18 protein-coding genes and 1 tRNA gene are annotated in these 18,860 nt (G+C 67.7%); 11 read left to right on the top strand and 8 right to left on the bottom strand.

What is annotated here, in order from left to right; translation table 11 throughout:
- Positions 1 to 109 precede the first annotated feature (109 nt).
- A tRNA-Leu gene (locus ON19_RS00295) sits at positions 110 to 192 on the bottom strand.
- Positions 193 to 417: 225 nt separating this feature from the next.
- Between ON19_RS00295 and ON19_RS00290 the strand changes: the two genes are divergently transcribed.
- The 8 genes from ON19_RS00290 to ON19_RS00255 all read left to right on the top strand — a co-directional run bounded on the left by ON19_RS00290 (position 418) and on the right by ON19_RS00255 (position 10,901).
- Positions 418 to 1,821, top strand: coding sequence for an FHA domain-containing protein (locus ON19_RS00290; protein ID WP_043684452.1), 1,404 nt, complete (start codon positions 418 to 420; stop codon positions 1,819 to 1,821).
- Positions 1,822 to 2,017: 196 nt separating this feature from the next.
- A complete protein-coding gene (locus ON19_RS00285; protein ID WP_014980860.1) occupies positions 2,018 to 2,485 on the top strand; it encodes an FHA domain-containing protein FhaB/FipA in 468 nt (155 codons plus the stop codon).
- Positions 2,482 to 3,975: a PP2C family protein-serine/threonine phosphatase gene (locus tag ON19_RS00280; protein ID WP_043684448.1), complete on the top strand. Its 1,494-nt coding sequence runs from the start codon at positions 2,482 to 2,484 to the stop codon at positions 3,973 to 3,975. The genes ON19_RS00285 and ON19_RS00280 overlap by 4 nt, the downstream gene beginning before the upstream one ends.
- Positions 3,975 to 5,459 (top strand): FtsW/RodA/SpoVE family cell cycle protein, encoded by a 1,485-nt coding sequence (locus ON19_RS00275; protein ID WP_043684445.1) that lies wholly within the window; start codon positions 3,975 to 3,977, stop codon positions 5,457 to 5,459. Before ON19_RS00280 ends, ON19_RS00275 begins: the two co-directional genes overlap by 1 nt.
- A complete protein-coding gene (locus ON19_RS00270; RefSeq protein ID WP_043684442.1) occupies positions 5,456 to 6,922 on the top strand; it encodes a peptidoglycan D,D-transpeptidase FtsI family protein in 1,467 nt (488 codons plus the stop codon). Before ON19_RS00275 ends, ON19_RS00270 begins: the two co-directional genes overlap by 4 nt.
- Before the next feature lie 37 nt (positions 6,923 to 6,959).
- Positions 6,960 to 8,477 (top strand): protein kinase domain-containing protein, encoded by a 1,518-nt coding sequence (locus ON19_RS00265; protein WP_043684438.1) that lies wholly within the window; start codon positions 6,960 to 6,962, stop codon positions 8,475 to 8,477.
- The gene (pknB, locus tag ON19_RS00260) at positions 8,474 to 10,375 is read left to right on the top strand and encodes a Stk1 family PASTA domain-containing Ser/Thr kinase (protein ID WP_043684435.1); all 1,902 of its coding nucleotides are present in this window, start codon (positions 8,474 to 8,476) and stop codon (positions 10,373 to 10,375) included. The genes ON19_RS00265 and pknB overlap by 4 nt, the downstream gene beginning before the upstream one ends.
- A 106-nt stretch (positions 10,376 to 10,481) precedes the next feature.
- On the top strand, positions 10,482 to 10,901 hold the full coding sequence (locus ON19_RS00255; RefSeq protein WP_043684432.1) for a CBS domain-containing protein: 420 nt from the start codon (positions 10,482 to 10,484) through the stop codon (positions 10,899 to 10,901).
- Positions 10,902 to 11,131: 230 nt separating this feature from the next.
- Here the strand turns inward: ON19_RS00255 and ON19_RS00250 are convergent, their stop codons facing one another.
- Positions 11,132 to 11,815 carry a RibD family protein gene (locus tag ON19_RS00250; protein ID WP_043684429.1) on the bottom strand — a complete coding sequence of 228 codons (684 nt, stop codon included), beginning with the start codon at positions 11,813 to 11,815 and terminating at the stop codon, positions 11,132 to 11,134.
- Entirely contained in the window at positions 11,812 to 12,456 is a 645-nt protein-coding gene (locus tag ON19_RS00245) for an aminodeoxychorismate/anthranilate synthase component II (protein WP_043684427.1), read from the bottom strand. Before ON19_RS00245 ends, ON19_RS00250 begins: the two co-directional genes overlap by 4 nt.
- A 96-nt stretch (positions 12,457 to 12,552) precedes the next feature.
- Here ON19_RS00245 and crgA point away from each other — a divergent pair, with 96 nt between their 5' ends.
- Together crgA and ON19_RS00235 are read left to right on the top strand one after the other, a co-directional pair.
- The gene (gene crgA, locus ON19_RS00240; RefSeq protein WP_040871406.1) at positions 12,553 to 12,816 is read left to right on the top strand and encodes a cell division protein CrgA; all 264 of its coding nucleotides are present in this window, start codon (positions 12,553 to 12,555) and stop codon (positions 12,814 to 12,816) included.
- 92 nt (positions 12,817 to 12,908) lie between these two features.
- The gene (locus ON19_RS00235) at positions 12,909 to 13,394 is read left to right on the top strand and encodes a PH domain-containing protein (RefSeq protein ID WP_051168381.1); all 486 of its coding nucleotides are present in this window, start codon (positions 12,909 to 12,911) and stop codon (positions 13,392 to 13,394) included.
- A gap of 61 nt (positions 13,395 to 13,455) precedes the next feature.
- On the opposite strand, the gene ON19_RS00230 is transcribed toward ON19_RS00235, so the two are convergent.
- Both ON19_RS00230 and ON19_RS00225 read right to left on the bottom strand, forming a co-directional pair.
- A complete protein-coding gene (locus ON19_RS00230) occupies positions 13,456 to 14,328 on the bottom strand; it encodes a rhomboid family intramembrane serine protease (RefSeq protein ID WP_043684425.1) in 873 nt (290 codons plus the stop codon).
- Positions 14,329 to 14,332: 4 nt separating this feature from the next.
- Positions 14,333 to 14,860 carry a peptidylprolyl isomerase gene (locus tag ON19_RS00225; RefSeq protein WP_043684581.1) on the bottom strand — a complete coding sequence of 176 codons (528 nt, stop codon included), beginning with the start codon at positions 14,858 to 14,860 and terminating at the stop codon, positions 14,333 to 14,335.
- A gap of 107 nt (positions 14,861 to 14,967) precedes the next feature.
- Between ON19_RS00225 and ON19_RS00220 the strand changes: the two genes are divergently transcribed.
- On the top strand, positions 14,968 to 15,180 hold the full coding sequence (locus ON19_RS00220) for a hypothetical protein (RefSeq protein ID WP_043684422.1): 213 nt from the start codon (positions 14,968 to 14,970) through the stop codon (positions 15,178 to 15,180).
- Positions 15,181 to 15,195: 15 nt separating this feature from the next.
- Here ON19_RS00220 and ON19_RS00215 read toward each other — a convergent pair whose 3' ends face one another.
- The 3 genes from ON19_RS00215 to ON19_RS00205 form a co-directional block, all read right to left on the bottom strand.
- Positions 15,196 to 16,044, bottom strand: a complete 849-nt coding sequence (locus tag ON19_RS00215; RefSeq protein ID WP_051168380.1) for an ABC transporter permease — start codon at positions 16,042 to 16,044, stop codon at positions 15,196 to 15,198.
- The gene (locus ON19_RS00210) at positions 16,041 to 17,042 is read right to left on the bottom strand and encodes a daunorubicin resistance protein DrrA family ABC transporter ATP-binding protein (RefSeq protein WP_043684575.1); all 1,002 of its coding nucleotides are present in this window, start codon (positions 17,040 to 17,042) and stop codon (positions 16,041 to 16,043) included. The genes ON19_RS00215 and ON19_RS00210 overlap by 4 nt, the downstream gene beginning before the upstream one ends.
- Positions 17,043 to 17,875: 833 nt before the next feature.
- Positions 17,876 to 18,811, bottom strand: a complete 936-nt coding sequence (locus ON19_RS00205) for an acyl-CoA dehydrogenase family protein (RefSeq protein ID WP_043684419.1) — start codon at positions 18,809 to 18,811, stop codon at positions 17,876 to 17,878.
- Positions 18,812 to 18,860: the final 49 nt, after the last annotated feature.

The following is an 18,860-nucleotide window of genomic DNA, read 5'->3' as shown; positions in this document are numbered from 1 at the left end:
GAATACCGGCGAGCAGGGCATGAACAGCGTTTCCGGCCCCCGACCCGGCACTCGACGAGAAAAGCCGCGTATCAGTACGTACTGATACGCGGCTTTCCCGCTATCTCTGTGGGCGAAGGGGGACTTGAACCCCCACGTCCCGAAGGACACTGGCACCTGAAGCCAGCGCGTCTGCCATTCCGCCACTCGCCCGAGCGACTGGGAGACAGTATCACGGCCTCGCGCCGGATACGAAATCGCCATTTCAGAGGCCTGACCGGGGGGTTGGACAGGCGCGGGAACCCAGGGCTGTCGCCAAGAGTTACAGGTGTGGACGATCGTGGATATCATGCAATGAACGTGGTCGAACAACGACACGCCATACACGCGTGTCGTTGTTACGAATCAGGAAGAGACGCTCACCGAAGGGAGGCCGAGATGGGCATCGTTTCGCGATTCGAGCGTCGCCTGCAAGGCGCCGTCGGTGACGTGTTCGCCAGAGTATTCGGCGGCAGTGTCGTACCGCAGGAGGTGGAGGCGGCGCTGCAACGCGAAGCCGCCGATCATGTCCAAGACGTGGGCGGCGGGCATCTGCTGGCACCCAACAGCTATGTGATCACGATCAACTCTTCCGATCACCAGCAGTTGGATGCCGACCACGACCTCACCACCCGCGCGTTCGCCAAACATCTACAGGACTACATCCGCGAGCAAGGCTGGCAGACCTACGGCGAAGTACACGTGGCATTCGAGGCATCACCTACGCTGCACACCGGACAGTTCAGGGCGAGTGGCCGCGTCGATCCCGACGTCGGACACAGAGCCAGCGCGGCTCGCGGCCCCGAATCACCGCCACAACGACCTGCACACCCGCAACCAGGAGCTGGCCCCATGACGCAGAACTCAGGCTACGACCCGAGCCGTGAGCCCGCGGAGTCCGATCCACGCAACCGCGGGTACGCTCCACCGCCTGCCGGTCGCGGCGGTGCGCAGAACGGCGCGTACCGCGACGACTACGGCCGCGGCGGCGCGTACGGGGCGGACTACCAGGCGCCGGACGCGCAGCAGGGTTACGGCGACTACCAGAACGGTTACGACTACCAGCAGGGCGGCCAGGGCGGCCAGGGCTACGGGCAGCAGGGTTACGCCGAGCCGGGCTACGGCCAGCAAGGCGGCTACGGCGAAGCGGGCTACGGCCAGCAGGGTGGCTACGCCGAGCCGGGCTACGGCCAGCAAGGCTACGCCGAGCCGGGCTACGGCCAGCAAGGCTACAGCGACTCGGGTTACGGCCAGCAAGGCTACGCCGAGCCGGGCTACGGCCAGCAGGGCTACGTCGAGCCGGGCTACGGCCAGCCAGGCTATGGCCAGCCCGGATACGGGCAGTCCGGCTACACCGATCCGAACTACGGGGATCAGAACTACGCCGATCAGGGTGGCTACGCCCAGGAGGAGCCGGGCGGCTATGGCCAGGCGTACTCCCAGCAACCGGGGTACGGCGCCGCGCAGGGTTACGCGGGCGGGCAAGGCTACGGCGCCGCGCCGCAGGCCGGTTCGGGCTATTCGGCGACCCTCCAGCTGGACGACGGCAGCGGCCGGACTTACCAGCTGCGGGAAGGCAGCAACATCATCGGCCGCGGCCAGGACGCGCACTTCCGGCTGCCCGACACGGGCGTCTCGCGCAGGCACATCGAGGTCCGCTGGGACGGACAGACCGCGATGTTGTCCGACCTCGGCTCGACCAACGGCACCCTGGTGAACGGCTCCCCGGTGCAGGATTGGCAACTCGCCGACGGCGATGTCATCCGTGCCGGGCACTCCGAGATCCTGATCCGTATCGTCTGATCCCGTAAGCTCGCGGTGCAGGTCACGACATGGCTCTCGAGGGATTCGTCGGTCTTATCGTGATCGAAATCGACCGACGGCCCTATGATGCTGCCAACACACGCGCGGCGCCGACACCGGGGCCGGCAAGACCAGCAGGCTGGTGGGGGTGGTCGAACCGCACCTACGTACACGGTCGAACAGGAGGTGGAGCGCCGTGCAGGGACTCATCCTGCAATTGACCCGTGCGGGGTTCCTGCTGCTGTTGTGGTTGTTCGTGTGGGCTGTGCTGCGCACGTTGCGCAGCGACATCTACGCGGCATCCGGCATTCGGATTCAGCCCAGGGCCGCGCGCGGTTCCGCGGTGCTGCCATCCTTCAGCCGGGGCCAGAAGGGCGCCAAATTTCTTGTGGTGACTCAGGGTTCACTCGCCGGCACCCGCATCTCGCTCGGCACCCAACCGGTGCTGATCGGGCGTGCGGACGATTCCACGCTGGTACTCACCGATGATTACGCCTCGACCAGACATGCGCGACTGTCGCCGCGTGGTGACGACTGGTACGTGGAAGACCTCGGCTCGACGAACGGCACCTATCTCGATCGCGCGAAAGTCACCACCGCGGTCCGAGTTCCGCTCGGCACGCCCGTCCGTGTCGGCAAGACAGTGATCGAGCTGCGATCGTGACACTTGTTCTCCGCTACGCAGCGCGCAGCGACCGCGGTCTCGTCCGAGGCAACAACGAAGACTCCGTGTACGCGGGCGCACGGCTGCTCGCGCTCGCCGACGGCATGGGCGGCCATGCCGCGGGAGAAGTCGCGTCCCAGTTGATGATCGCCGCGCTCGCCCATCTCGACGATGACGAACCCGGCGACGATCTGCTCGGCAAGCTCGACGCGGCGACCCGAGAGGGCAACGCCGCCATCGCCGATCAGGTCGAGGAGGAGCCCGAGCTCGACGGCATGGGCACCACGCTCACCGCAATCCTGTTCGCGGGCAAGAAACTCGGTCTCGTGCACATCGGCGACTCGCGCGCCTATCTGCTGCGCGGCGGCGAGCTCACCCAGATCACCCGGGACGACACGTTCGTCCAGTCGCTGGTCGACGAGGGCAGGATCACACCGGAGCAGGCGCACACGCATCCGCAGCGTTCGCTGATCATGCGCGCGCTCACCGGCAACGAGATCGAGCCGACGCTGATCATGCGCGAATCGCGCGCGGGCGACCGCTACCTGCTGTGCTCCGACGGCCTGTCCGACGTGGTCAGCGACGAGACCATCGCGAACACGATGCGCGAGGGCAGCACCGACGAGTGCGCCGACCGGCTCATCGAGCTGGCGCTGCGCAGCGGCGGTCCCGACAACGTGACCGTGGTGGTGGCCGACGTCATCGATCTGGACTACGGCCAGAGCCACCCGATCGTGGCGGGCGCCGCGTCCGGCGTCGACGAGGACAGCCCTCCGCCGAACACCGCCGCGGGCCGGGCCTCCGCCCTGCGTCCGCCGCGCGCCGCGCCGCGCCGCGCCGCCGCCGCGCCCGAACCGCCCGCGAAGAAGTCGCACCGGCTGCGCTGGATCGTGCTCGCGCTGGCGCTCGTCGTCGCGGTCTGTGTGGGGCTCGTCGTCGGCTACAAGATGATTCGCAGCAACTACTACGTCGGCGCCGACGACGGTTCGGTCGTCGTCCTGCGCGGGCTGCCCGGGTCGATCCTCGGCTACTCCATCCACGACGTGAACCTGGTCGGGTGCGTGACCCGCAACGGTGAACTCACCCTGACCGAGCCCGGCCAGGACGTGCCGTCCTCGTGCAAGCCGCTGAAGGTCAGTGATCTGAAGCAGACCGGCCGCGATCAGGTGGACAAGGGGTTGCCGCCGGGTTCGCTGGACAAGGCCAGAGACTCGATGACCTACCTCGCCCAGCGCGAACTGCTGCCGCCCTGCCCGGTCAAGGAAGCGGCGCCGCAGCCCGGGGTCGTCCCGTCCGCCGAGCCCGCACCGCCCGCGCCCAACGGCGCCGCGCCCCCACCGGCCACCGGCGCGCCCGCACCGGCGCCGGAGCAGGGTGACGCCAGGGGCACCGAAATCAAGACGCCGACGAAGTCGGAGGCTCCTGCCACGCCGTCGAGCATATCGCCGACCCCCCAGACCACGGGGGAGAGCTGCCGGGTGACGGACTGATGTCCGCGCCGGCACCGCCGTCGGCTGGAGCTTTTCCCAGTCCCCCGGGCGGCTTCGCTCCCGCGCCACCGCCGAGCACCAGACGAAACGTCGAACTGTTGCTGCTCGGGGCCGCGGCGGTGATCACCACCGTGTCGCTCTTCCTGGTCGAGGCCAGTCAGGAACAGTCGATCACCTGGGACATCGCCAAGTACGGTCTGGCCTACCTGGCGTTGTTCGCGATCGCGCACCTGGCCGTGCGGCGGTTCGCCCCGTTCGCCGATCCGCTGCTGCTGCCCATCGTCGCGCTGCTCAACGGCCTCGGCCTGGTGCTCATCCACCGGCTCGACCTGGCCGACCAGCAGACCGCCGCGTACAACTCGTGGGCGACCCCCTCTCCCGACGCCACCCAGCAGATCCTGTGGACCGCGCTGGGCACGCTGGTGTTCATCACGCTGCTGATCGCCCTGCGCGATTACCGCACGCTGGCCCGCTACAGCTACACCCTCGGCCTGATCGGCCTTGTCGCGCTCGCCATCCCCGCTCTGCTGCCCAGCGCGTTCTCCGAGACCAACGGCGCGAAGATCTGGATCCGGCTGCCCGGCTTCAGCGTTCAGCCGGGCGAGTTCGCGAAGATCCTGCTGATCATCTTCTTCGCCTCGGTGCTGGTCGCCAAGCGCGAGCTGTTCACCGCCGCCGGGCGGCACGTGCTCGGCATGGAGTTCCCGCGCGGCCGCGACCTCGGCCCGATCCTGGCCGTCTGGATCGTCTGCATCGGCGTGCTGGTGTTCGAGAAGGATCTCGGTACCTCGCTGCTGATCTTCAGCACCGTGCTGGTGATGCTCTACATCGCCACCGAACGGGTCGGCTGGCTGGTCATCGGCGGCGGACTGCTCGCCCTCGGATTCCTGTTCGCCTACCGGCTGTTCGGCCACGTGCGGGTCCGGGTGGAGACCTGGCTGCACCCGTTCGACGACTACAACAACACCGGCTATCAGATCTCCCAGTCGCTGTTCGGCCTGGCCACCGGCGGCCTTGCCGGGACCGGCCTCGGCAGCGGCAGGCCCAACCAGGTGCCGTTCGCCAAGACCGACTTCATCGTCACCACCATCGGCGAGGAACTCGGGCTGATCGGGCTCACCGCGGTGCTGGTGCTGTTCCTGGTGTTCGTGGTGCGCGGGTTGCGCACCGCCCTCGCGGTGCGCGACAGCTTCGGTAAGCTGCTCGCGGCCGGCCTGTCGTTCACCATCGCGATCCAGCTGTTCGTCGTGGTCGGCGGTGTGACCAAGCTGATTCCGCTGACCGGCCTCACCACCCCGTTCATGTCCTACGGTGGGTCTTCGCTGTTGGCGAACTACGCGTTGCTGGCGTTGCTGATCAAGATTTCCGACGCCGCCCGAGCGCCCGCCCCGGTGCGTAAGAAGGAGCCGGCGCCGCTCGCCGACGCGCAGACCGAACTGCTGCGCCGCGATGCGGGACGACCGGAAGCGGGGCCCCTGACATGAACACTCCACTACGCCGAGTCGCCGTCGCGGTGATGGTGATGGTCGTCGCGCTGCTGGCGAACGCCACGTACGTGCAGGTGATCAAGGCCGACGACCTGCGCTCCGACCCGCGCAACTCCCGCGTGCTGCTGGACGAGTACTCCCGCCAGCGCGGGCAGATCTCCGCGGGCGGCACCGTGCTGGCCAGCTCGATCGCGACCGACGACCGCTACAAATACCTGCGCACCTACCCGACCGAGCCGGAGGCGTACGCGCCCGCGACCGGTTTCTACTCGATGCAGTACGGCAGCACCGGGTTGGAGCGCGCCGAGGACTCGGTGCTCAACGGCTCCGACAGTCAGTTGTTCGGCAGCCGCCTCGTCGACCTGATCTCCGGCCGGGATCCGCGCGGCGGCAACGTGCTCACCACGCTCGACCCGGTGATGCAGCAGGTCGCCTACGACCAGCTGACCAGCAAGGACTACACCGGCTCGGTGGTGGCGATCGAGCCGAGCACCGGCAAGATCCTGACCATGGTGTCCACGCCCAGCTACGACCCGAACCGGTTGTCCGGGCACGACGGCGCACGCGGCACCCAGGCATGGGAAACCCTGAGTGCGGATCCGCGCCATCCCATGTTGAATCGCGCCATCTCCCAGACCTACCCGCCCGGGTCCACGTTCAAGGTCGTGGTCACCGCCGCCGCGCTGGCCAACGGCCTCGCGACTCCCGACGACCAGTTCACCGCCGCGCCGAACTTCACGCCGCCCGGCACCACCGTCCCGATGGAGAACTACAACGGCTCCACGTGCGGTCCGAACCCGACCGCCTCGTTGTTCGAGGCGTTCCGGCGCTCATGCAACACCGCGTTCGCCGAACTCGGACTCAAGGTGGGCTCCGCGCGGCTCAAGGACGAAGCGGCCGCGTTCGGTGTCGGCCCGCACCGCGGGATCCCGATGCCGGTGGCGGAGAGCACCGTCGGCCCGATCGCCGACGAGGCCGCGCTGGCCCAGAGCAGCATCGGGCAGCGCGACGTCGCGTTGACCCCCCTGCAGAACGCGGTCGTCGCCGCGACCATCGCCAACGGCGGCGTCCGCATGGAGCCCTACCTGGTCGATCAGTTGCAGGGCCCGGATCTGAGCGAGCTGACCAAGACCAAGCCGGTCTCGGTCGGCCAGGCCGTCAGCGCCGATGTAGCGTCGACCCTGACCAACCTGATGATCGCGTCGGAGAGCAACACCGCCGGAGGTGGCCAGACCCCTTATCAGATCGCGTCCAAGACCGGCACCGCGGAGCACGGGTCCAACCCGCGCAGCACGCCGCCGCACGCTTGGTATATCGCGTTCGCCCCCGCGCAGAACCCGAAGATCGCCATCGCGGTGATCGTGGAGAACGGTGGGGACCGGGCGCTTGCCGCGACCGGTGGCTCGGTGGCCGCGCCGGTGGCTCGCGCGGTCCTGAACGCCGGTCTTCGAGGGGGCTGAACGATATGGATGTGCGAGTGAAGGTACGGGGACCTCGATGCTGAACAACGGTGCGATGATCGCCGACCGGTACCGGCTGCAGCGGTTGATCGCGACCGGCGGCATGGGCCAGGTCTGGGAAGCGTTGGACACCCGGCTCGACCGCAGGGTCGCGGTCAAGGTGCTGAAGTCGGAGTTCTCGGCCGACCCGACGTTCCGGCATCGATTCCGCACCGAGGCGAAGACCACCGCCCAGCTGAATCACCCCGGTATCGCCGGGATCTACGACTACGGCGAGACCATCGACCCGCAGGGCAGCGAAATCGCCTACCTGGTCATGGAGTTCGTGCAGGGCGAGCCGCTGAACACCGTGCTCAACCGGCTCGGCAGGCTGTCGGTGGCGCAAGGCCTCGACCTGCTCGAGCAGACCGGGCGCGCGCTGGAGGTGGCGCACCGCGCGGGCGTCGTGCACCGCGACGTGAAACCGGGCAACATCCTGGTCACGCCGACCGGCCAGGTGAAGATCACCGACTTCGGCATCGCCAAAGCGGTGGACGCCTCCCCGGTGACCAAGACCGGCATGGTGATGGGCACCGCCCAGTACATCGCCCCGGAACAGGCGGTCGGCGAGGACGCCACCGCGGCCAGCGACGTCTACTCGCTGGCGGTGGTCGGTTACGAGGTGCTGGCCGGACAGCGGCCGTTCACCGGCGACGGCGCGATCACCGTCGCGATGAAGCACGTTCGCGAGACTCCGCCCCCGATGCCGGCCGATCTTCCCGGCAACGTGCGCGAACTGATCGAGATCACGATGGAGAAGGACCCCGCGCGCCGCTACTCCAGCGGTGGCGAGTTCGCCGACGCGGTCGCCGCCGTGCGCGCGGGTCGTCGTCCGCCGTCGCCGAGCGGCGCCCACCCCGCCGCGCCCCTGACCGGCGCCACGCGGGTGCTCCCGCCCGGCCCGACCGCCGTGATTCCCTCCACGCCGAGCGACTTCGACGGTGCGACGGTGCGCTACTCGACGCCCGCGGCAGGGTCGGTGGGCGCGGCGAATCGCGCGGGCACGGTCGCCGCTCCGGCCACCATGCTGAGCCGTGGCGCGGCGGGCGATCAGCCGCCGGGCGACGGCAAGCGGTTCACCTCGACACAGAAATGGTTGGCGGGTCTCGGCATCGGTTCCGTACTGCTCGGCGCGCTCACGATCTTCCTGCTGTTCGGCGGGGACACCAATCCGGATTCGACGCCGTCGCCCACCACGACGATCGCGCCGAACCCCAAGCCCGCCCCGCCGGTGGCCAGCACCACCACCCCCAAGCCCGCACCTCCGCCGGTGGACACCGAGACCTACGAACCGCCCACTACCGAGCCGAAGACCACGACACCGGAGCCGACGACGACCACCCCGCCGCCCAGCACCACGGCACCGAGCACGACGAAGCCGACGACCACCGCGCCCAGCACCACCACCCGGCCGCGCGTTCCGACCCTCGACCTACCGTTCCCGGAGATTCCCGGTGCCCGTGGGCCTTCGGCCACCCGCAGCGGACCCGCTACTTCTTCGCAAGGATTGCCATGACGACCCCGAAGAATCTCTCGTCTCGCTACGAGCTTGGCGAGATCATCGGGTTCGGCGGTATGTCCGAGGTGCACAAAGCGCGCGATATCCGGCTGAGCCGGGACGTGGCGATCAAAGTGCTGCGGGCGGACCTGGCCCGTGACCCCACCTTCTACCTCCGGTTCAAGCGCGAAGCGCAGAACGCCGCCGCGCTCAACCATCCGGCCATCGTCGCGGTCTACGACACCGGCGAGGCCGAGGTGGACGGCGGCCCGCTGCCGTACATCGTGATGGAGTACGTGGACGGCGACACGCTGCGCGACATCGTGCGCGGCAAGGGACCGCTGCCGCCGCGCCGCGCGATGGAGGTCGTCGCGGACGTCTGCGCCGCTTTGGATTTCAGCCACAAGGCCGGGATCGTGCACCGCGATATGAAGCCCGCGAACATCATGATCAACCGGGCGGGCGCGGTGAAGGTGATGGACTTCGGCATCGCGCGCGCGATCGCCGACAGCTCCAACCCGATGACGCAGACCGCGGCGGTGATCGGCACCGCGCAGTACCTCTCCCCGGAACAGGCGCGCGGCGAGACGGTGGACGCCCGCTCGGACGTCTACTCCGTCGGCTGTGTGCTGTTCGAAATCCTCACCGGCGAGCCGCCTTTCACGGGTGACTCGCCGGTCGCCGTCGCCTACCAGCACGTCCGGGAAGACCCGCGGCTGCCCTCCCACGTGCACGCCGGGGTACCGCGCGAGCTGGACTCGGTGGTGCTCAAGGCGATGAGCAAGAACCCGGCCAACCGGTACCAGACCGCCGCCGAGATGCGCGCGGACCTGATCCGGGTGCTCGGCGGGCAGAAGCCCATCGCACCGATGGTGATGACCGACGAGGACCGCACCACCATCATGGGCGCGGACGACCCCGCGCCCCGCGTCTACCGCACCGTCGAGCGCGACGACGACACCGCCGAGCAGGATCCGGCCGAACCGAACGCCGGGCGCCGGACCGCCTACATCGCGCTCGGCGCCGTCGCGGCCGTCGCCGTGGTGTTCGCGCTGTTCTGGGTGCTGCTCGGGCCGGGAAGCCGGCCGGACCAGGTCGCCGTTCCCGACCTGTCCAACAAGTCCTCGCAGCAGGCGCAGGACGCGTTGCAGAAGCTCGGCTTCACGGTGGCGATCCAGCAGAAGCCCGACAGCAAGGTCGCCACGGGCAACGTGATCGCGACCCAGCCCCTCGGCGGCTCACGGATCGACGAGGGCAGTACGGTCACCGTCCAGGTGTCCTCCGGGCCCGCGCAGGTCCAGGTGCCGAAGCTCACGGGACTGACCCAGGAGCAAGCCGAGCAGGTGTTGAACTCCAAGGGTCTGCGGATCAATCCGAACGTCGAGCGCAAACCGTCGAGCACCGCCGAGACGGACCAGGTGATCGAGCAGAACCCGTCACCTGGTTCGAAGGTCGACGTCGACTGGGAAGTCGTCGTCACGATCGGCACCGGCCCGGAGGCGGTCCGCGTTCCTTACGTCGTCGGCCAGATGATCGACGTGGCGCAGCCCAACGTGGAGGGCAACGGCTTCAAGGTGGTCGTCCAAGAGGTGCAGTCCGCCAAGCCCAAGGGTGAAGTGGTCGCTTCCAGTCCGGCGGGCGGCAGCAACGCGGAGAAAGGCTCCACGGTCACCATCCAGGTGTCCGCGGGTGATCTGAAGATGCCGTCGCTGGTCGGTCTCACCGTTTCGCAGGCGGTGGAGAAGCTGCGCGCGGAAGGGTGGACCGGTAGCACCAGCCAGATCAGCCAGTCGCCGCAGGGCACCTTCGACGCGGGCAATGTCGGCCGCATCCTCAGCCAGCAACCGTCCGCGGGCAGTTCGATCCAGAAGAACAGCGCCATCCTGGTCGGTGTGGGGGTGCTGGGCCCGCCGTGACCGGCCCCGTCGCCGGTATCGAGAAAACAAGACCATCCGGTGTGAATTGCGGGAGAATGATGCTGCTCCATCCCAATCAGCGCAGCTGAGCACGAGGAGGTAGCTCATGACCACTGCCAGGGACATCATGAAACCCGGCGTTCAGTGGATCCCCAAGGACACGACGATCGAGCAGGCCGCACGAACCATGGCCGAACTCAACGTCGGGTCTTTGATCGTCTCGGACGAGAACGAGCGGATGTGTGGCATCGTCACCGACCGCGACATCGTCGTGAAGTGCATCGCACAGGGCAAGAACACATCGGCCTGCAAGGTCTCCGAACTGTGCGAAGCGACGCCGCGGTGGGTCGACGCCAACGCCGACATCGAGGAAGTTCTCGACGAGATGGAAAGCAACCGGGTCAAGCGCATGCCGGTGATCGAGAACAAACGGCTGGTCGGCATGATCAGCGAGGCGGACCTGGCCCGGCACCTGGACGACAACCAGCTCGGCGAGTTCGTGACCGCCGTCTACGGACGCCCCTGAATCCAGGGCCGGCGCGGAGGTAGTGCACCGACCACATCTCCGCGTCCACACGAACACTTCGACGCGCCGTCACTCAGGTGGCTCCCGCTCGGCAGGCCGGACCGGTCGGTGCACAGCGGCCGGGCCGGAATGCCACGCGAGTTCGGCCGCGGACGGCCGACGGTCGTCCGCGGTTCGCTCACCCTTCGCGCCGTGGCGCATACGCCGATAGTCGACGTATGGCACCGGCGTCAGTGCAGGTCGTCCGCCTTCGGTAGATAGCGCAACACAGCGACGTCACCGACCTGCGTCACGCCGGTGAGCCGCATTCTGCGATGAGGCGCGCCCGGAAAGTCGGCCGGGTCGAGAAAGCGAGGGGCCGCGACGTCGCCGACCAGGATGGGGGCGACCGCAAGGTGCAGTTCGTCGGCCAGATCGGCAGCGAGAAACGCGGTGTGGATGCGGGTGCCTCCCTCCACCATGAGGCGGTCGACACCTCGCCTGCCCAAATCGTCCAGCAGCGCGGCGAAGTCGAGTTCGGCGCCGAGATCCACCACATCGGCCAGCCCGGCCAGCCGGGTGGCGAGTTTCGCCGCGCCTGCCTCCGTGGTGTAGACGAGCTTGTCGCCGCCGTGATGCCAGAAACGCAGCTCGGGATCCAGATCGCCGCTCGCCGAAACCGTCACCTTCAGCGGATACGCCGGCTTGCCCGCCGCGACGCGAGTCGCCCTGCGATCGGCGCTGTCGACGAGCAGCCGCGGATTGTCACTGCGCAAGGTCTGCGCTCCGACCAGGATGGCGTCGGAGTCCGCGCGGACCTGGTCGACCCGATCGAAGTCCGCCGCATCCGACAGACGCAGCCGCTCGGGGCTCGCGTCATCGATGTACCCGTCGATGCTCATCGCCACCGACAGCAGCACATGCGGACGGGTCACTGCAGCACCAGCGCGGCGACCTCCGCCTCCAGCGTCTGCACCAAGCCCTCGGCCGGACGTTTCCCGCACACGCCGAGCCAGTTCGCCAGCATCCGGTGCCCACCCTGGGTCAGCACCGATTCCGGATGGAACTGCACGCCGTGGATGGGCAGCGTGCGATGACGCATAGCCATCACGATCCCGCTCTCGGTGCGTCCGAGTACCTCGATCTCCTCCGGCAAGGTGTCCTCGACCACGGTGAGCGAGTGATATCGCGTGGCGATGAACGGGTCGGGCAGACCGGCCAGCACGCCTGCGCCGATATGGAAGACCTCGCTCGTCTTCCCGTGCAACAACTCGGGAGCCCTGGTGACGGTAGCGCCGAACGCCTCGCCGATCGCCTGGTGGCCGAGGCACACGCCGAGCAGCGGAACATCTTGCTCGGCACAGGCGCGCACCAACGGGATGCTGGCGCCCGCCCGGTCCGGGGTACCGGGACCTGGGCTGATCAGGATGCCGTCGAAGTCGCGCACGACCGCGCCCACGTCGGCCAGGTTCGGATCGTCGTTGCGCCAGACGACGGCCTCGACACCCAGCTGACCGAGGTACTGCACCAGGTTGAAGACGAAGCTGTCGTAATTGTCGACGACCAGAACACGCATGGCATCGAGATTACGTCCCGTCACGGCACCGCGTCGCATCCATTACCTGTTGGGATAGCCTAGAGACCACGACCTGCCGCCGAATACGAGGACGTCATGCCCAAGTCGAAGGTCCGTAAGAAGACCGACTATACGATCAACCCCGCCAGCCGGACCCCGGTGAAGGTGAAGGCTGGGCCGTCTCCGGTCTGGTACGTCGCCATCATGCTCGGGTTCATGCTCGCCGGGCTGGTCTGGCTGCTCGTCTACTACTTGGCGGCCGAGCAGATCAGCTGGATGAACGACCTGAACGCCTGGAACTTCCTGATCGGCTTCGGCCTGATGGTGGTGGGCCTGATCATGACGATGCGCTGGCGCTGAGCGTGGCGACGTCGACACGGATTACAGACGTGTCATTCATGCACACCTGTGGATGAGCCTGTGGACAACTCGAGGAGCGATGGGGAAGTGCTGTGAGTCCGGAGCCCGCGGTCCCCGGCCCACGGGAGCACGCTGAGCCGAGCCACGCCTGGACCACGCCGACAGCCGCGCTCGTCGCCGTCACGGTGGGTGGCATCGCGCTGGCCATCGCCGCGCTCGTCACCACCGAGGCGGCCAGCCGCCTGCTCGTCGGGCTGGCAGCCGTCGGCCTGCTCGCCCTGGCCGGGCTCGGATTCCGGCAACGCCCGCGGCTGTCCGTCGTGTCCGGTGCGCGACCCCGCTTGGTGGTGCGCACGCTGACCGGGGCGGACGAATACACACCCGATCAGATCGTCCGTGCCCGCGTGGTGAGCTACCGGCGCCTCGGGCGCAAGATGCCCATGCTGGAACTCGACGTCGAGCGCGACGGCGCGGAGCGGCTGCTGATCTTCGGCCGCTGGGATCTGGGCGTCAACCCGGAGATGGTGTACCACGACCTGGTCGAAGCGCTCCGGCTCACCGAGGACAAGACTCGCTGACCCGCGCCCGGGTCGTCGGCACACCCGGACGCGAATGTTTCACGTGAAGCGAATACCGGTGTCAGGCAGTGGAAGTGATAGCCCCCACCGACACCAACGCCAGCGCCGCGATCGCGAGCACCGCCACGGACACCCAGCCGACCGCCCGTGCCGCCTCCGGAGTCTTCACCCGCAGCCAGACCGGCAGGAACAGGATGCCGAGCGTCGCGAGCGTGCCCGCGGCCAGACCACCGAGATGCCCCCAGAGCGAGATGCCGGGCAGCGAGAAACTGATGAAGACATTGATGCCGATGAGGATGAGCATCTGATTCGGGTTCTGCCGCAACCGGATGAGAATGACCGTGATCGCACCGAACATGCCGTACACCGCGCCGGACGCACCCGCCGTGAGACTGTCCTGTGCGAACAGCATGACCCCGGCCGATCCGCCGAGCAGCGACACCAGGTAGACGGCGAGATAGCGCAACCGCCCGAGCACCAGTTCGGCATCCCGGCCCACCACGTACAGGGCGAACATGTTGAGCAGCAGATGGATCGGACCGTAGTGCAGGAACCCGGAGCCGAGCACTCGCCACCATTCGCCGTGCGCGACGGCCGGTGCCCACAGCACCCAGTCCAGGAACAGCGCGGAGCCACGCTGGTTGTCCATCAGACTCTTCGCCTGTGCCGCGGTGATCGCGTAGATCATCAAGTTGATCGCGATCAGCGCATAGGTCACATAGGGTGCGGCCGTCCGGGCCGTCGCTGCGCCCGAAACCGTCCGCACCGGCGCGACGCTGCGCTGATCCGAACGCAGACAGTCGACACAGTGCTGGCCGACGGCAGCGGGACGCAGACACTCCGCACAGGACGGCCGCCCGCACCGCGTGCAGGCCAGGCCGGTCGGGCGATTCGGATGGCGGACGCACGTAGGTGCGGGCGGCTGGGGATTCATAGTCTCATTCGATCGTGATCTTGGTGATGACAACGGGCTCCAGAGGCCGGTCGTTGCGATCGGTCTTGGTGGTCGCGATCGTGTCGACGACCTTCCGGGAATCCGGGTCCACGACTTCACCGAAAATCGTGTGCTTCCGGTTGAGGTGCGGCTGGCGGCCGACGGTGATGAAGAACTGTGAGCCGTTGGTGCCCGGCCCCGCGTTGGCCATCGCCAGCAGGTAACCCCGGTCGAAGCGCAGCTCCGGGTGGAACTCGTCGCCGAATTCGTAGCCGGGGCCGCCACGACCGGTGCCGGTGGGGTCGCCACCCTGAATCATGAAGCCGGCCATCACGCGATGGAACAGGGCACCGTCATAGAACGGGCCGCTACTGCCGCCGCTGGCGTTCGCGGTGGTGTACGGCGCCGAACCGTCGGCGAGACCTAGGAAATTGCGGACCGTCTTGGGCGCGTGGTTACCGAAGAGCGAGAGCTTGATATCGCCGTGATTCGTGTGCAGCGTTGCCACGGATGTCTGATTCGGTGAGGTCACGCCGCCCATCGTGCCACGGTCGGCGGCTCGGCCGCGGAACTGGGCCGGACCGCACTGTGAGCTGGGACTCCTGCGCGAATCGCCGGGCTGTGCATAGAGTGGTTCCCATGACCTCGGGGCGCCTGCATGTCTCTTCGCGTTCACGTAACCGGCTCATCGTCGCGGCCGCCGTCGCGCTGGCCGGTGGCGTGGCTTATTTGATCCGCACCCGCAGGCCTCAGCAGCCCGAACCCGCCCCGGCGCCACCGCGCATCGGATACTCCCGCAATGGCTCCGCGCCGACCTCTTTGGCGGAAGCCGGCGCGGAGCACGATCACTGACCCGGGCGTCGGAGATCAGCGACTGACGGTCTTCTTGTACTGACGCAGAGCCAGCGGCACGAACACCACCAGGATCACCACCACCCAGACCAGGGAGGTGATGACGGGATGCTGCAGCGACCAGGCTTGCGGCGGTGGTGCGAGCGGGTTGGTGTTACCGAACAGATCACGGGTCGCCTGGGTGAGTGCCGACACCGGGTTCCATTCCGCGATCACGCGCAGCACGGGGGGCAGCTTTTCACTGGGGACGAACGTGTTGGCGATGAAGGTGAGCGGGAAGATCACCATGAAGCTGGCGTTGTTGAACACCTCGGGCGTCCGCACCAGCAGACCGACCACGGCCATGATCCAGGACACCGCGTAGGCGAACAGCAGCAGCAGGATGTAGGCCAGCACCGCGTCCAGGAACGATCCGCGGATCCGCCAGCCGACTACCAGACCGGTCACCGACATGACCGTCAGGCTCACCACATTGATCACCACGTCGCTGATCGTGCGGCCCACCAGCACCGCCGACGAGGCCATCGGCAGCGAGCGGAACCGGTCGATGATGCCCTTCTGCATATCCTCGGCCAGGCCCGCGCCGGTGAAGGTCGCGCCGAACACCACGGTCTGCGCGAAGATGCCCGCGATGAGGAACTCGCGATAGCCGCCGGACAGACCGGGCACGTCGATGGCCGCGCCGAAGACGTAGGCGAACAACAGCACGAACATGATCGGCGAGAGCGTGGAGAAGATCAGGACATCGGGCACCCGCTTGATCTTGATGACGTTGCGTTTCGCGATGGTCACGCTGTCGCTGACCACGATGGACAGTCGCTCGCCCAGCGAGGGCCGTGCCAGAGACGGGGCCGTCGCGGTCATCGGATCGTTCCTTCCGTAGCTTCCAGCTTGTCGTTCGCCTTGTGGCCGTCGGCCGACGTCACCGCTTCATGACCGGTGAGGGTGAGGAAGACGTCGTCCAGCGACGGGCGCCGCAGGCCGACGTCGTGGATCTGCACGTTGTGCTCGGCCAGCCGTCCGACCGCCTCGACCAGCGCCTGTGATCCGTCGGCGACCGGGACGATGATCCGGCGCAATCCCGGCTCGAGATGGATCTCGCCGTCGGCCAGGCTCTTCAGTGCGGCCTCGGCCGTGCCGAGATTGTCCGCGCGGTCCACGGTCAGCTCGATGCGGTCGCCGCCGACCATGGTCTTGAGTTCGTCCGCGGTGCCCTTGGCGATCACCTTGCCGTGGTCGATCACCGCGATGGAGTCGGCGAGCCGGTCGGCCTCCTCCATGTACTGGGTGGTGAGCAACAACGTGGTCCCGCCCGCGACGAGTTCCTCGATGACGTCCCAAAGGTCCAAGCGCGCACGGGGATCCAGTCCGGTGGTCGGCTCGTCGAGAAACAGGACGGGTGGATTCGCGACCAGAGCGCCGGCCAGGTCGAGGCGACGCCGCATGCCGCCGGAGTAGCCCTTGACCGGCCGGTCCGCGGCTTCGGTGAGCCGGAATCGTTCGAGCAATTCGCGCGCGCGTTCCTTACTGCGCTGCACGCCCATGTGATAAAGACGTCCCACCATTTCCAAATTCTCGAAACCGGTGAGGTATTCGTCGACCGCGGCGTACTGTCCCGACGCACCGATGTGCGAGCGCAACGCCTGCGGATCGCGCAGCACGTCGATTCCCGCGACCGTCGCGTGTCCGGCATCCGGCACCAGCAGGGTGGTGAACACCCGGACGGTGGTGGTCTTACCTGCGCCGTTGGGTCCGAGCAGGGCGGTGACGGTTCCTTCCGGGACCCGCAGGTCGAGTCCGTCGAGGGCCACCAGCTGGCCATATCTTTTGACCAGACCCTCGGCGACTATTGCGTCGGGCATGATTCTCCTGAGGTTGATGTTCTCTGTGGTCGGCGTGTGACGCCAGGAGTCCCGGGCGCCGATCAATTCGCTGAATCGGGTGACCGGCCGATACCGGGTCAGTATTGTCCCGGCCGCCGACAAATTCATCCGATTTGTTCCGGTGGGCCGGCAACGACCGGGGAAATCGCATCACGCGAGAAGGCCGCATTCCGATCCAGTAGTGCTCGGGGGTACCGGATCGGAATGCGACCGGTTCGATGATCCCGCGTGCCCAGGCCTCGAAGCGTGCGTAGCGGACTACCCGAATCGCGTGAGACCCGTACTCGGACAGCGGAAGCTCGAGCGCACGACGGTGCGCAGAGGTGGTGCGTTCCGCCCGAACTGTCGAGATAGTGGACACGAACGTATGTTCGCATCGGCGTACGACAAGTTCCGATGCGGTGCTCGAATCGCGACACGCGGCAAACCGTTCAGAGGCGGTCGACACGCCCGAAGCCTGCAGGGGATTTGTCGTACGGCGACCGGTCGGCATGGTTCGCAGCCCTCGGCGCCGTAGCAGGTCACATCGACATGGCAGCACGGAACAGCTTGCTCGCCAGGGATTTTGGCAAATATCGGGCCAACGGTCAGGATCGGCGCGGGCGCCCACTCCACCGATGGTGTCGGCTACCAGCGATCCGGAAAGTAATCCCGCCCGAAAAAACTTGGAAAGTGGTAGTCCCCACGCACACACGATCGCACATCATCGAGTAGCATCGTTCACGTCGGCCCCTCCCCCCCGGGCCGACCCTACGCGGGCCTCGGCTAACTCCCCCCCTTCGCCGAGGCCCGCTCCCCATTTCCGGGCCAGGTCAGACCCCTGTTCCGGCTGGTTCGGACGGTTCGACCGCACGCCACGCGGCGGCCAGCCGTTGGCCGCGCACACGCCCGGCGGTCGCGAGCAACGGCCGGTCGCGCTCCCACCGCTGCCGGGTCACCAGGTCCGCTGTCTGCCACAGCGGCTCGAGTCCGGCCAGCAGATCACCGAACGATTCGAAGAGGCCGCCGAGTGCTATGTGGACACCGGGGGAACTCGGCGCATCGATGTCGAGGCCGCGTACGGCGGCCACCAGGGTCAGCAGCCGCTGCCTGCTCGCCTGCGGCCAGTCCGACGCTCGGGCCACCCGCACCAGCCAGCCCAAAGTGGCGGCGAGCACGTGGATGTCCTCGATCGTGCGGAAAGGCTTGAGGTAGTCCAGATACCCGTCGCCGGGAAGCACACGCGCGGGCACGTCGGTCAGCACGACCGAAGAGTGCGCAACCTCGGGCGCGAACGGCAGTGCGGGGTGGTCGGTCCGGCGCACCCCGGCAGCACGAGCCTCGATCATGCAGGCGCGCAGCATATTCCGCTCGTCGGACGATGTGCCGACGCTGGCGATCACCACCAGCCGCCGCGCGAAAGAACCCATGGTCACGAACGATTTCGTCCCGTTGACCACCCAGACGCCGTCCCGTTCGGTGAGTGTGGCGCGGATCGCGGCGGGGTGACCGCCGCCCTCCTCGGTCGCGCACATCGCGACCAGCTCGTCCTCCGGCAGGTCCGGAATCAACGTGCGCAACGCCTCCTGATAACCGGACAGGAAGGCGTACCCGAGCCGATCGGCGCCGAAACCGCCCGCGATCGCCACCTCCACCGGCTGGTCGAATCGATTCGCGGCCACGCGGTGTCGCGTCCACGCCGCGGCGACATCATCGAGCGGCGCCGTCGCCACCGGCTCGGTCACCAGGAAATCGAGCACAGTATCCACCTCAGCACGGTAACCGAGCGGCGACCGACCGGGGCGGCCTCGGCCGAGC

The organism is Nocardia abscessus NBRC 100374 (assembly GCF_000308455.1).
Lineage (GTDB): Bacteria > Actinomycetota > Actinomycetes > Mycobacteriales > Mycobacteriaceae > Nocardia > Nocardia abscessus.
Note: the sequence above shows the minus strand (reverse complement) of the source record. Positions and strands in the feature narration are given on the sequence as shown.

Excerpts from the sequence above, each read along its gene's own strand:
- ON19_RS00290 (WP_043684452.1), top strand. The coding sequence starts at position 418 with ATGGGCATCGTTTCGCGATTCGAGCGTCGCCTGCAAGGCGCCGTCGGT.
- ON19_RS00210 (WP_043684575.1), bottom strand. The coding sequence starts at position 17,042 with ATGCCCGACGCAATAGTCGCCGAGGGTCTGGTCAAAAGATATGGCCAG.
- ON19_RS00275 (WP_043684445.1), top strand. The coding sequence starts at position 3,975 with ATGTCCGCGCCGGCACCGCCGTCGGCTGGAGCTTTTCCCAGTCCCCCG.
- ON19_RS00215 (WP_051168380.1), bottom strand. The coding sequence starts at position 16,044 with ATGACCGCGACGGCCCCGTCTCTGGCACGGCCCTCGCTGGGCGAGCGA.
- ON19_RS00265 (WP_043684438.1), top strand. The coding sequence starts at position 6,960 with ATGCTGAACAACGGTGCGATGATCGCCGACCGGTACCGGCTGCAGCGG.
- pknB (WP_043684435.1), top strand. The coding sequence starts at position 8,474 with ATGACGACCCCGAAGAATCTCTCGTCTCGCTACGAGCTTGGCGAGATC.
- crgA (WP_040871406.1), top strand. The coding sequence starts at position 12,553 with ATGCCCAAGTCGAAGGTCCGTAAGAAGACCGACTATACGATCAACCCC.
- ON19_RS00220 (WP_043684422.1), top strand. The coding sequence starts at position 14,968 with ATGACCTCGGGGCGCCTGCATGTCTCTTCGCGTTCACGTAACCGGCTC.
- ON19_RS00255 (WP_043684432.1), top strand. The coding sequence starts at position 10,482 with ATGACCACTGCCAGGGACATCATGAAACCCGGCGTTCAGTGGATCCCC.
- ON19_RS00270 (WP_043684442.1), top strand. The coding sequence starts at position 5,456 with ATGAACACTCCACTACGCCGAGTCGCCGTCGCGGTGATGGTGATGGTC.
- ON19_RS00230 (WP_043684425.1), bottom strand. The coding sequence starts at position 14,328 with ATGAATCCCCAGCCGCCCGCACCTACGTGCGTCCGCCATCCGAATCGC.
- ON19_RS00245 (WP_043684427.1), bottom strand. The coding sequence starts at position 12,456 with ATGCGTGTTCTGGTCGTCGACAATTACGACAGCTTCGTCTTCAACCTG.